The sequence below is a fragment of the Brucella sp. HL-2 genome (genome assembly GCF_025846885.2).
Taxonomy (GTDB): domain Bacteria; phylum Pseudomonadota; class Alphaproteobacteria; order Rhizobiales; family Rhizobiaceae; genus Brucella; species Brucella quorumnocens.
This window is the reverse complement of the sequence record NZ_JAOYTK010000017.1, coordinates 1-12,472: the sequence shown is the minus strand read 5'-3', so window position 1 is coordinate 12,472 and position 12,472 is coordinate 1. Positions and strand designations below refer to the sequence as shown.

Here is a 12,472-nt window from a genome sequence, read left to right as displayed (position 1 = left end):
CGAATAAACTCAGGCGATCAATTGACCTGACTTCATCTTGTGGTCGAACCCAGGAAACACATCAGGCGTGATCGGCGCCAGGACATTGATTGTCAGACCTGATGGTGCGAAATCAATGTCGCATCGTGCTTTCAGTTCTTCTGCCAACACCAACCGCAACAGGCGCTGGCCAAAACCGCGGCGGGATGGGCGTGCGACAGACGGGCCGTTGGTTTCCACCCAGCGCATCTGGAATTTCTTTTGACCCTCATCATTGACGATGTTCCAGCTGAAATCGATGCTACCTTGTTCATTGGATAGAGCGCCATATTTGACGGCATTGGTAGCGAGCTCATAAAGCCCCAGCGACAGTGCCACGGTTACGCGGTCACTCACGAACAATGAAGGACCGCTCATGCGGATACGGTTGCCAAATGTTCTGTTGAATGGAGCCAGCGCCATGTCGGATATTTGCGGGATGGTCGCGCCGCCCCAATCCTCTTGGAGCAACATATCGTGCGCTTGTGCGAGCGCATGCAGGCGTTCGTTGAAGAGCTGACTTGCCTGCTCGGAATTGCTGGCATTGCGCAATGTCTGGTTGGCAATGGATTGCACCATTGCCATCGAGTTCTTGAAGCGATGGGAAATCTCTCGGGTAACGAGGGCTTTATCGGCTTCGGTTTGCTTGCGTTCAGTGACGTCTAGCATGACACCAAGCAATGTCGGGTGTTCACCGAGCAGCGCTTTTGCGCGCGTTTCCACCCATATGGTTTCACCGGCTCTGTTAACGATCCGATATTCCATGGAATAAGGCTCGCCTGTCGCGAAGGCCTCTTCAGTTTGTTGTAGCACTGCCATTCTGTCTTCAAGCACCACCATATCGATGATCTGGTCAAAATGGATATTCTCGTTTTCCTTAAATCCAAAAATCCGCCGACACTCGGCTGACCCAGTGACGTTGCCGGTATTTAGTTCACGTGTCCAATAGCCGATATTTGCAACATCTACGATATAATCGAGATGGTTTTGACGACGCTTGGTTTCATTGGAGAGTGTGTCCCGTTCGTGTTGAAGTTCGACAAGCCGTTTGAGTTCAAGCGTAACGTCGAGCTGAGTGGAGACGAAATGCTGAATTATGCCATCAGGGCCTTTGACTGGTGAGATATGCAGTCTGTTCCAGAAGGCTTCGCCAGATTTTTTGTAGTTCAATATGTCGATATCGATCGGCTTTTCCGCTGCTAAAGCGGTCCGGATCGCAGTCACATGCTCAGGGCAGGTGCCCGAACCCTGTAGAAACCTGCAATTCTTTCCGATGATTTCATCTGCCGAATAGCCTGTAACTTGCAGGAAGGCCTTGTTTGCATAGACGATGGGGTTATCCGACAAGCGCGGATCAGTGATGAGCATCGGGGTAGGCGTATGCTCTACCGCAGCCAGAAAAGGGTTGGTATCTTTCGACATCAAGCTTGAAGCGAAATTGCTGGCCGATTCCAATTCAGTTGACACGACACCCCCAACGCACACAAGCCGCTACAACTCTAGTTAGAATGTTGCGAAACTAGCTGATAATTGCAGCAATTGCGAATAAAATCACATTTACTCTTAGCTATCATCACGCTGGAACGGCACCAAGCAGGTTTTACGTTAATTATGTTTGAGTTGAGCTCAGGCGCATCACTTGTCAGATATATAGCGTGCTATATATTCCTAGCTATCATTCAGCACACGTTCATCTAGCATCAGCCATGATGTGTGCAGTTGAACTGGAGAACAAGATGATTACCACCTTGAAAAAAATGATGGTTGGCTTAATCGGCGCAACTTTTATGATCGGTGCGATGGCACCAGTTTCTGCTGCTCCGGTCTTGCTCACTGCACAGGTCGCTGGCAGCGATAACGTCGTTCCTGTTCGGAATGATCGTTGGGATCGTCGCGGTCACGGCAATTGGAATGGTCATCGTCCGGGTCGTCCAGGCTGGAATGGTCACCGTCCAGGTCGTCCAGGCTGGAATGGAAACCATCGCCCACGCCCAGGTTATTGGAACGGTCATCGCGGCTATAACCACTATCGTAATGGCTATCGTCGTCATAATGACGGCTGGTGGTATCCGCTGGCAGCCTTTGGTGCTGGTGCAATCATAGGCGGTGCGATTGCGCAGCCAGCGCCTCAGCCGGTTTATCGTTATAGCAACAACCACGTTCAGTGGTGCTATAACCGCTACAGGTCTTACCGTGCTTCGGACAATACGTTCCAGCCTTACAACGGTCCGCGTCAGCAGTGCTATTCGCCTTACCGTTGATAAACTAAGCTTTCTGAAAATAGCCGCCTCAAAAGGGCGGCTGTTTTTGTTTGGCGGGTAATTCGAACGTGCTCTAGCCGCCGCGCTGGTCGTACCCTTCGACGCTCTCACCGGTCATTTTATGATGCAGATACTGCTTGAGCCGGTTGATCTGATCTTCGCTCCAGCCATCGACGTCTGCGACTTCAATCCAAGCATCTACATAGTGTTCTGGCGCATAAACGTGGCCATACCCCATTGGAGTTGTCGTCGCGAAAGCCATATCCAGCGCTAATTGTAACATCGTAACCACCGGATACCATCGCAGTTGCGGTGAAACATCATGTCCGCGAGGAGCATTCATCCACTCTGGCTGGCGATAGAACGCATGACTGTCAAAGAAGACCACCGCATCGCTCGCATATTGCAAATAGACGATACGAAGTGGTCCCCAACGTGTCCCGTTGCCGGGAGCCTCTCCATTCTGGTTCATGAAACGAGCGAAAGCGCCGTCCCGGAAAACCGGCAGCCATTCCGGTGTGCCTTCATTTCTGTCACGCGTGATCTGTTTCCAGTCGCGGCTCGGGAAGGGCGGACCACTCCACAATGCGCCGTTGATCGGATCTTCCAGCATCTCAAACAGTGAAACCGACTTCTCGGAATTCATTGCACCCAGACTAAGACCATAGAGATACAGACGCGGACGCTGGTCTTTCGGCAGGGTCTTCCAGTAGTTATAAACGGTTGTGAACAGTGCCCGCGAGGCGTCAGCGCCATATTCGGGCTGGAAGAGCAACGAAAGCGGACTGTTGAGATAGGAATATTGCATAGCGATGCTGGCAACATTGCCATCATGAAGAAATTCGAGGCCGTTCATTGCCGCCGGGTCGACCCATCCCGTGCCTGTTGGTGTGATGATGACAAGGATGGAACGATCAAATCCGTTCTGCCGCTTCAGTTCTTCAAGCGCGCGTTCTGCACGCTGTTTTGGTTCATCGGCAACATTCAGTCCGGCATAAACGCGGATAGGATCAACCGCCTGACGTCCTGTTAACGACGAAATTTCGTCTGCTGTCGGTCCTGACGCCACAAATTCACGGCCCGCGCGTCCCAGTTCATCCCATTTCAGGAGAGACGCAGCACTTCCGGTCTTATCGGCAGCAACAGGTTGAGGGCGGTCTGGCTCGATCAATGCATCAAACTCGCGGAATGAACGATCGAGCACCTCGAAGGTTGACTGGATAAGAAGACCGTTCGCAACTGTCCAGATCAGAACGACTGTCAGCGCTATGCCAACGACATTAGCCACTCGTCTAGGGACGACATGGTGTATCTTTGCTGAAATGTAGCGTCCAAGCCAGATCAGGGCGCGAGCCAACAGCAACAAGATCAAAAACGTAACGATAGCCAGCCCACAAACGCTTGCGGGGTAGGCGCTTGGAACAGGCTCCATGCTCATTGCGGATCGCACGGAGTTCTGCCAACCGGCTGACCGATAAAGCGCCACTATCGCGACCACTAGACAAGTAAGTCCGACGATCAGATTAACGCGGCTGCGCAAACGATCGTTGGGCTCAGGCAATTCGAGGTAATGCCAAATCCAACGCCAAAAAACGCCAAGACCATATCCTGAACCAAATGCCACGCCACACAAAATGCCTTGCATCACATATGTTCGTGGAACGAGGCTCGGGGTGAGAGCTGCTGCGAATAGCAGAGTACCCAGGGCCAGCCCGATGCCGGAAAGGGAATGTCTGAAACGAAAAAAGGCGTTTGTGACAAATGACATGAAAAACCGAAACGTTGGAATGAATTACACGGAAGAGCCTACAGTATCATTTCAACAACCGGAATCGATTTCTGGAATCATTTTTGGCTCTTTGTAACCGCTATTGAGTTGCGCGATTCTACCTTTTCGGAAGGCAATAGATCAAATTCTCTGCCAAAAAGCCGAACTCAAGCGTGGCAATTTCACCGACAAGCCCTGTGGGCTCGAAGTTTCTATCAATTGGCACTGCTTTTTTGAATTTATGTTGGAGAAACTTGATTTTATGGTGTTGACCAATGCGAAAGCCGCCCTTATGTTCCGCCGCACTTCCAGGGACGATTTGTTCCTCAAGGGAGCGCGTAGCTCAGCCGGTAGAGCAACTGACTTTTAATCAGTAGGTCCAGGGTTCGAATCCCTGCGCGCTCACCAAAATCATTCAATGATATCAATTGTTTGAGTTTGGTGTGGCTGTTTCAGCCATGTGCCGCAAATGTTCAAGAAATTCCCAGAAAAACATGCATTTTCAGGAATGCGCGGGGAATCGACGGCACATGGTTTGGCACATGGCACACGGGTTACGCAGCGTGCTCTGATTCTAAGTTTTCCATCCATTTTTTGAGGCTGGACTTGCGAGCGGCGACCGTGCCGCCAAGTTTGAAGCTTGGCATAATTTTGTCGTAGACAAGCCTATAAGCTTGGCGCCTCGTAACCCCTAGATACTTAGCAATAGGTTCGACGCCCATAAGGAGATCGGCTTCGTTGTCGTTTTCATGGTGCATGTTGGTTCCCTCCTTGTTTTTTTCAGTCATCCTTCACCGCCTTTCAGGGCTTGGCGAGCGGCTTCGGCATCGGAGTGCTTAATGTGTCCAAAGCCCCACCTGCCAAGACGCATGAACCCAAAAAAACCGACCTTCGTTTGAATGCCATAAAGACCGACAATTTCATGGTCAGTGTATTCTTTAGCGCCCCAGTCTGATCCGTCTTTTTTGAGGATTGTTCCTGTAAAGGCCCGTATGCGCACGTCTTCCATACGCCTCCAGAAAAGCTTCATTCGCTCTGCTCCGCATTTGGCCCACGCCCTGACAGAAGCTTGCCTTTTTTAACCACGCGCCCGCTCGGATCGACATAGATGTTCCCGAAAGAGCAAAGTTTGCCGTTTACAGTGATTGTTCGAGGACCTTGAATATTAACATCGCGAGCGACCAGATAGGCGGGTGAATATCCGGAGAACCTGTGGTGATAACAATGGAATTGATAGCCGAGATACGTCGCCGACATTTTGTCGGTGGCGAGAGCATAAGTGCGCTTTCACGTTCAGTTGGCCTTTCGCGACCGACGGTGCGCAAACATCTGTTGACGACGACACCGCCTGTATATTCGCGGGCTGTTAAACCCGGTCGGCGGCTTGGTTGTTTTGAAGATCGATTGCTGAGTTGACTTGAACTGGAAAAGCGTAAAGCATCCCGCTTATAGCGAACAGACAATTGCCGAATGTTTTGAGCGTGAGAAGCAAGGTTTACGTCCTGTTCGCGCGGCCTTTGATGGCTATGTCGAGCAAATGATGCCTGTTTCCAGCACATGCCTGGTTCCTGCCACCCTATTCGCCGGACCTCAATCCGATCGAACAAGCCTTTTTCAAGATCAAGCATTGGATGAGAAATGCACAAAAGCGCACCATCGAAGACACATGGCGTCATATCGGCAGGCTGGTCGAAACCATCCGGCCCGCCGAATGCCAAAACTATTTGGAAAATGCCGAATATGGTTCCGTGAAAAGGTGAAACGCTCTAAAGGCCCGAAACACAGTCGGGGGGTGTCCACACCATCAGAACCATTCATCCTCTTCAGGCCGCTTACATACACACAGAAGTTAAGGGGGCGATGCCAAAAATCATACTAGCTAATAGTTGAATTTGAAGAATACCTTTTTGCGTAATATCATTATATGGTCAATTAGAGCGCCGTGCGCCCACTTGGGCGCACAAAGGTCGCTCTAACACTTTAAAATGAGAGCATAATTTTACCTTAAACTGATCCAAGTTTAAGGAATTATGCTCTAAAGCATTTGAGCCAAAAAGTGCGAAGCGGTTTTGCGTTGGATAATGCGCAAAAACAAATAGTTACAGCGGCTCAAACGATTCTGTCTTAACTGGAACCATTGTAAGTGTGGGATAAAAGCAATGATATCGAAACATTATGATTTGAATATTGCATTGGAAATAGTTGGAAACCGAATTAGGACGATTTCTCAAGAAACTATGTGTACAGGTCACACTTGCACAAGCGTAACGCTTGGTGGATGCGGATAAAATCCGTGTGATTCAGTTCAATGGATTAATTTTCATTAACAGGGCGTTACGTAGATCAATTAATCCATATGGTTTAGTATATGTGTGATTTATTCGTCACATCACGCAATGTGAACACTGCATCTTAGTCATTTTATCCACAATACAAAAATGTAACGGCTTCTCTAGTCCGACCTTAAGCGAGATAAATCCCCTGTCCTTGCAACGGGGTATATTTCAGTTAGTATAAGTAAGTATCGTTCACCTAAGTGATAGGAAAATAATATGATATCTATGAATTATGACATTAAGCATTCGTCGGATATTATCGGTTCGCGAAAACCTGTAATTTCATCTAATGTCTTATGTAGCGAATATTGTACCCAGTCTTTTGCTTGTTAAACATCAGGATCCGATGGCAATATATTTGTTTGTGCTCAAGAGCCGCTCAAATAATTTCGACATTGCATTTAATCGTCAGCAAAATGGTCGATAATGAACAATGGAGTAGTATTTTGGACTCATCGCAACGTGTTTCTGAGAAAGAAACGCATTCAGTAGTTGAATACGATTATTTCAGAGATCATTTTAAGGCGGAGGATTTTTCTATAGATGAATTATTTGTTGATACTGGACATATATCATGTGTCGTTAATTTAACTGCACACGATAAAATTCATGCCTCCCTTTTGCTCTTGGATAGGGTTTCCCAATCTCTTGGGTTTTCCTTGATTGCCTATATCTTAAAACAGCAAGGAAAGTTTGCTCGGTTCCTGCTTATAAAAAGTATGAGCTGGAGTTTTACAGGCTTCATTCGTCCGAATCATCCTGTTAAATTTGAAGTGGATTATACAGCCCTGCCAGAAGGTAAGAAAACTGTGTATCACTTCATCGGGTCAGTGAACGGTAACAAGGCGCGGTTCAATGTTACCATCGATGTCTTTTCTAAAGCATCTGTATATCAAGTTGGATCAATCTGATTTCGATTATGATGTCATCGGCAACATTTCCGCTTGTCATACTAGAGGTAGCCTCGACAATTGAAATTTTTCTCTCAACGGAACTCCTTAAGTTTTTGGTGTAACTGTAGAGACTGCCAGAAAGAACCATGATGGCGTTGTAAAGTTGGTGGTTTGTTGAATACCTGTGGGTGGTTTCAGGCGGAGAAAATAATTGATGGTGATCTGATTTACCGCCACCACCCCTATCCTCGCGATAGTGATTAATCATACTGTTGTGATCTACTCTCATCTCCGATTGAACGTGCATAATCGAAAATCTAGAGCGCATCCGATAAGTGCGAAGCGGTTTTCAAAAAATACCCCCAAAAGCAAATGATCGGAGCGACGATCTTATTCAATAGACCGACATACGCTTTAATGTCGGGGGCGGCATCATCGTCTTGCTTCATTGCAATAAAACTATAAGTCCCTCTCAAGGGCATCGGATAGAGGGCAGAGTACCGTTTGTCAGACGCCCAGAATCTAATGGGATTGCGGAGGCTTTTGTGAAACCAATAGATTACTCAAGTGTATATTCAGTGCCTGGCGCTGAAGCTACCATCACTTCGTTGCCTGTATAGGTCATGCACTATCATACGATTCATTCCTAAATGGAAATTAGAATATCGCACGCCGTGAGTTCATCGCGGAGCATACCGCCCCGTGAAGATTGCTGATCCTTCTTTATATCTACATGATATCAGCAAACACTCTGATTATTCTGATCTGTTGTGGAAGAGCCAATATGTCGGTTCCCGAAAAAAGAACTCGCAATGGATTAAAGCTTTATACATTTGCACTGGAAAAGAAGTTTATGTCAGTACAGTGATTAAAATTTCACCATATGAACGCCCCAGATATACATACCTAGACAAATCGCTATATGTTTCTGAAGGGAACTGACAATAATGGCCGATAAAGACACTATATTTAAAGATCAAATATTCTCCAAATTATATAATCTTCTTATAGAAGATGAATATAACAGATTAATTTTGCTTCAAACAAACTTTCTCCCGGCCACAACAATCTCTAGTTTTATCGAAAATTCCTTTCTGCCCATTATGCGAAGAATGTGGGAGCGGCTATTTATATTGGAAATGAATTTCGCCGACCGCGAAAGACTGCTGCAAGGAGAAACGGAAGCCCAGCGCTTCGAATATTTTGTGCGCGAACTTTGCAAACAAGAAAATTTGACGATGTTATGCCTGAAATATCCTGCTCTTTGGGAGAAATGGCTCCAAGCTCTCACTATTTACAGAGCAAGCTTAGAGCTTCTAATAACTCGTATTATTGCCGATATAGAGCAAGTTGCACAATATTTTTATAATGATTACTCAGTTTCCGAAGTTTCCCGGATTACTACCGTGGGAGACCCACACAAGGGTATGCAACAATCGGTGCGGGTGGAGTTTGTAAATGGCACTGGACAGACGCGTAAAGTTTTTTATAAACCAAGGAACTTATCAATAGACGAGGGTATTTATAACTTTTTTGTTTGGTGGAATAGTTATTTTCCCATAAACCAAATTGTTCCAAAAGTTATTGTGAAGGACGATTACGGATGGTCAGAGCACATAGAACATATAGAATGTGATACAGAACATCAGGTTTTCTTATTCTATAGACGATATGGATCTCTGATTGCACTAACACATGTGTTTTCATCAACTGATTTACACATGGAAAACCTAATTTCTTCGTCAGAATTTCCTGTTATCGTAGATATTGAGACATTATTCTCGTGTACTTTAACCAGTAGGAGAAGTATGCCAGAAAACTATCATATTTATCGGTCTCTTCTATTGCCCACCGATTTAATGAGTGAACAAATAGAAATAAGCCCACTTAGTGCTAAATCAAATATAAAAACTGATATTGATGTTCTGGTGAACCCCCAAAATCGCCGCAGTTCATTAAAAATGGAATGCAGAAAGTTTCTCACAGGAACCTTTAACTGTCAGCCGATATTCAAGGGGGATGCAGTCAATTTTCTTTCGTATGAAAAAGAATTAATCGAAGGCGCGCGGACAACATTCTTGTTCTTGATTGAGAATAAAGAAATATTTTTATATTACTTAAGTAAGTGCATGGGAAATGCCCCCGTGCGTATTCTCAATAGAGCTACAGAAGATTATGTAAACGTTCTCCAAAACATTTATCATCCGGATTCGCTTTTTTATAAAGAAGCAGAGCGAGATATTTTATCCCTATCTGGATCGCATTCTGATCCAGATATTCTTGAAGCAGAGTTTTCAGAACTACGCAAGGGAGATGTTCCTTACTTTTTTATGCGCTTTAATGAGCCAATATTATTCAACGCTAATGGTCAACGACTGGCAACTCCAATTTTTCAATCACCGCGTCAAAAGGTTGTCTATCAGCTTTCAAGAATTACACATGCTTATATAGAACAAACATTGAGGGATATTGAGCAATCTTTCTTAATATACCGGGCAAGAAACAAAGAGCCTGATTTAGCAAAAGGTCCAACGTACGCAAACCTAGCTGAACTATCAGTCGATACGTGGTTTGATGAACTGGGACGCGTTGTTCTTAATCATCTGTTAGATAATGCTCAATATCACGAAGACAATTGTTATTGGAATAATATTCATGTGTCAGACAATGGGAATATTCGCTTAGGCCTGAGCCAAGCCAATCTGTATGATGGCTTTTCAGGTGCGGCGCTCGCGTTTCATGTCGTAGGACAGCGCCTTTCGTGCTCTCGTTTTAAGAATTTTGCAGACCAACTTGCTAAGCAAGCATTGCGCCATCTTAGCGAAGCGCCTGTGGCAAAGACAGGTTCATATGCCGGCACGAGCGGAACCGTATGGGCGATCTGTGCTATCATGAACGATCAATTGTTGCGGCTTTTACCAATGGTGGAACAGGAACTGAGTAAAATTTCATTCCAAGTACTGACAGGAACTTGGGGAAAGTATGAAGAGTTAGATATTGTAAATGGCCTTAGCGGAACCCTGATGATGCTTCTTAGGTTACATCGGCTCTATTATGATTATCCTATCAGCAAGAAAATTACATCATTGTCTGATTTTATATTTAGTATAATTAAGAACAAGTCCAAATCATTAGTCAATGATGAAACACTGCTTGGCTTTGCCCATGGCACTGCCGGCGTTTCTGCAGCACTTGCCGAATACATGAGCTACTATTCTCAACGTGATGCCCAAGCGATTAGCATTATTAATAACAACATTGAACGTGAAACTTACTATCGCACGAATGAAGGGTGGTCCACCGAAAATGCACCGAATACCTCCTGGTGCCACGGCACAGTGGGTTTTGGTTATTCGCGGTTGCATATCCGCCCCTATATTCCTGAGAAGGTATACGAAGCGGACATGCGAATTGTTAAATCGCGACTAGGTGACCCACAATCGTCCCTTTGCCTTTGCCATGGAATGATCGCCGATTATTGGCTCACACGTGCACTCGACCTAGATAGCACTCAAATACTAAAGAAAATACGCAAGGAAACCGAGTTATACGGGATCACTACTAATTTCGGTTTGACTGGTTTTGAGATGATTGGGGCTCTCAGCGGAATGAGTGGTCTGTTTGTTGGTGAGGCACTCTTCCTGAATAAGTTTTACAGCGGATCAAATTAGAGACTGTAAATTGAAGTGTGTCCGAGCAATCGCCCTGCTATGACGGATTGAACCGTCCGGAGATTGTTATGAAGTTGGACAAGACGCAGCTTGAAGGTATGCATACGAGGAAGGCCGCGGAATTGTTTCGCGCGTGTGATGGTTTGGACTTGTCCCGCTTTATTTCCTCCTCATCATCTCTTTTCGGCGGTTATTTGTTCGAATTGAGCGGGCGATATTCCTCCGAGTGTCGAATGCCTTCTGCGTATGTTGTAAAATCCGTTGATGTATTTGAAAAGCGTATCGGTCAGCTGCTGACGTGTTTGCCACGTATGTCGCCAAATTAGCTCCGCTTTCAATGTTTTGAAGAATGTTTCTGGCACAGCATTATCCCAGCAGTTTCCTTTCCCACTCATTGAGACTTGGAATTCGAGCTGCTTCAGCCGCTTTTGATAGTCATGAGCACAGTATTGACTGCCGCGGTCTGTATGATGAATGCAGCCGGGCTCTGGATTGCGCAAAGCAATTGCTCTGTTCAATGCCTGTAATGCAAGATCTTGTTTCAGACGGTCGCTGACAGCCCAACCCACAACGCGCCGTGAATGAAGATCAATTATGACAGCCAGATATAACCATCCTTCTCGTGTCCATAAGTAACTGATATCACCCGCCCATTTCCGATTGGGCTTTTCAGCTGAGAAATCCTGATCCAGCAAGTTCGGCGCTATATTGAAAGTATGGTTGCTGTCCGTCGTAACTTTATATTTGCGAGTTCTGAGAGCATAAATATTGTTTTGGCGCATCAGACGGCCAACGCGTCGATGCCCAACAGATAATCCTATACTTTGCAGCTCTTGCGTCATGCGAGGACGACCATAAGATTTAAGGCTAACATGATATTGCTCTCGAATATGCGCGAGGAGCACCATATCCTGTCTCTGCCGCTTGCTTAATGGCCGTCTGCGCCACGCACGATAACCACGTGATGTAACGTCCATAATCTGGCACAACCGGTGGACTGAAATCTGACTGCGGTGTTCTTCGACGAAAGCAAACCTCATTTGCTTTGGTTCGCAAAGAACACAGTGGCCTTCCTAAGAAACACTCTCTGCAACGGGGATGGGATTAAGCTGATATCCCAAAGCTCGAGCACGGCGCTGTAGGTTTGCCAGAACCCGGCCACGATGTCGCTCATCATATGCCTCTGCACCAGGATCACAATAAGCCATGCCGAAGCGAAGGGCGTTGAAGAAGAGCACAGCGATCTTGCGTGCAGTCGCCGTCACTGCTTTCTGCTTGCCGATACGCCCTGCCAAACGTCGGTAAAACGCACCCAGTGCTGTGTCGCTTCGGCCAATCGTGGTAGCTGCCAACCGCAAGAGTGCGGCCGCCCGACTCGATGATCGGCGCGTTCTCGACGAAAGAAGGTAAGCGTTCGCTGCGGAGCACCTGTGATCTAGCTTGACGTATTAAAGTTCCATGGGAGCAGGTTGTCGATGCGGCTTTGGGGGTGTCCGGCTGCGATGGCGATCAGTGTTGCCTTGAG

Annotated in this window: 7 protein-coding genes, 1 tRNA gene and 3 pseudogenes; 5 read left to right on the top strand and 6 right to left on the bottom strand. The window is 46.5% G+C overall.

Annotated elements, in window-relative coordinates; translation table 11 throughout:
* Positions 1–9: 9 nt before the first annotated feature.
* Entirely contained in the window at positions 10–1,440 is a 1,431-nt protein-coding gene (locus OIV19_RS16615) for an HWE histidine kinase domain-containing protein (RefSeq protein ID WP_264232357.1), read from the bottom strand.
* A gap of 314 nt (positions 1,441–1,754) precedes the next feature.
* On the opposite strand from OIV19_RS16615, the gene OIV19_RS16610 reads away from it, so the two are divergent.
* Complete coding sequence (locus OIV19_RS16610) at positions 1,755–2,279, top strand: BA14K family protein (RefSeq protein WP_151092821.1); 525 nt, start codon at positions 1,755–1,757, stop codon at positions 2,277–2,279.
* A 73-nt stretch (positions 2,280–2,352) separates the two neighbouring features.
* Here the strand turns inward: OIV19_RS16610 and OIV19_RS16605 are convergent, their stop codons facing one another.
* A complete protein-coding gene (locus OIV19_RS16605; RefSeq protein ID WP_264232318.1) occupies positions 2,353–4,047 on the bottom strand; it encodes an alpha/beta-hydrolase family protein in 1,695 nt (564 codons plus the stop codon).
* 332 nt (positions 4,048–4,379) lie between these two features.
* Here OIV19_RS16605 and OIV19_RS16600 point away from each other — a divergent pair.
* Positions 4,380–4,455 (top strand) — tRNA-Lys (locus OIV19_RS16600).
* A 146-nt stretch (positions 4,456–4,601) separates the two neighbouring features.
* On the opposite strand, the gene OIV19_RS16595 is transcribed toward OIV19_RS16600, so the two are convergent.
* Positions 4,602–4,835, bottom strand: coding sequence for a helix-turn-helix domain-containing protein (locus OIV19_RS16595; protein WP_264232317.1), 234 nt, complete (start codon positions 4,833–4,835; stop codon positions 4,602–4,604).
* Entirely contained in the window at positions 4,832–5,056 is a 225-nt protein-coding gene (locus tag OIV19_RS16590) for a hypothetical protein (protein WP_264232316.1), read from the bottom strand. The genes OIV19_RS16595 and OIV19_RS16590 overlap by 4 nt, the downstream gene beginning before the upstream one ends.
* 544 nt (positions 5,057–5,600) lie before the next feature.
* On the opposite strand from OIV19_RS16590, the pseudogene OIV19_RS16585 reads away from it, so the two are divergent.
* From OIV19_RS16585 to lanM, 3 genes and pseudogenes are all read left to right on the top strand, one after another.
* A pseudogene (locus OIV19_RS16585) lies at positions 5,601–5,807 on the top strand (transposase); the annotation flags it as partial.
* Between the two features lie 992 nt (positions 5,808–6,799).
* Positions 6,800–7,294 carry a hypothetical protein gene (locus OIV19_RS16580; RefSeq protein WP_264232315.1) on the top strand — a complete coding sequence of 165 codons (495 nt, stop codon included), beginning with the start codon at positions 6,800–6,802 and terminating at the stop codon, positions 7,292–7,294.
* Between the two features lie 929 nt (positions 7,295–8,223).
* Positions 8,224–10,947 carry a type 2 lanthipeptide synthetase LanM gene (gene lanM / locus OIV19_RS16575; protein WP_264232314.1) on the top strand — a complete coding sequence of 908 codons (2,724 nt, stop codon included), beginning with the start codon at positions 8,224–8,226 and terminating at the stop codon, positions 10,945–10,947.
* Between the two features lie 173 nt (positions 10,948–11,120).
* Here the strand turns inward: lanM and OIV19_RS16570 are convergent.
* Positions 11,121–12,020 (bottom strand): annotated as a pseudogene (locus tag OIV19_RS16570) (IS3 family transposase); the annotation flags it as partial.
* Positions 12,021–12,353, bottom strand: a pseudogene (locus tag OIV19_RS16565) (IS110 family transposase); the annotation flags it as partial.
* Between the last annotated feature and the right edge of the window lie 119 nt (positions 12,354–12,472).

Excerpts from the sequence above, each read along its gene's own strand:
- OIV19_RS16615 (WP_264232357.1), bottom strand. The coding sequence starts at position 1,440 with ATGTCGAAAGATACCAACCCTTTTCTGGCTGCGGTAGAGCATACGCCT.
- OIV19_RS16610 (WP_151092821.1), top strand. The coding sequence starts at position 1,755 with ATGATTACCACCTTGAAAAAAATGATGGTTGGCTTAATCGGCGCAACT.
- OIV19_RS16605 (WP_264232318.1), bottom strand. The coding sequence starts at position 4,047 with ATGTCATTTGTCACAAACGCCTTTTTTCGTTTCAGACATTCCCTTTCC.
- OIV19_RS16595 (WP_264232317.1), bottom strand. The coding sequence starts at position 4,835 with ATGACTGAAAAAAACAAGGAGGGAACCAACATGCACCATGAAAACGAC.
- OIV19_RS16590 (WP_264232316.1), bottom strand. The coding sequence starts at position 5,056 with ATGGAAGACGTGCGCATACGGGCCTTTACAGGAACAATCCTCAAAAAA.
- OIV19_RS16580 (WP_264232315.1), top strand. The coding sequence starts at position 6,800 with ATGGTCGATAATGAACAATGGAGTAGTATTTTGGACTCATCGCAACGT.
- lanM (WP_264232314.1), top strand. The coding sequence starts at position 8,224 with ATGGCCGATAAAGACACTATATTTAAAGATCAAATATTCTCCAAATTA.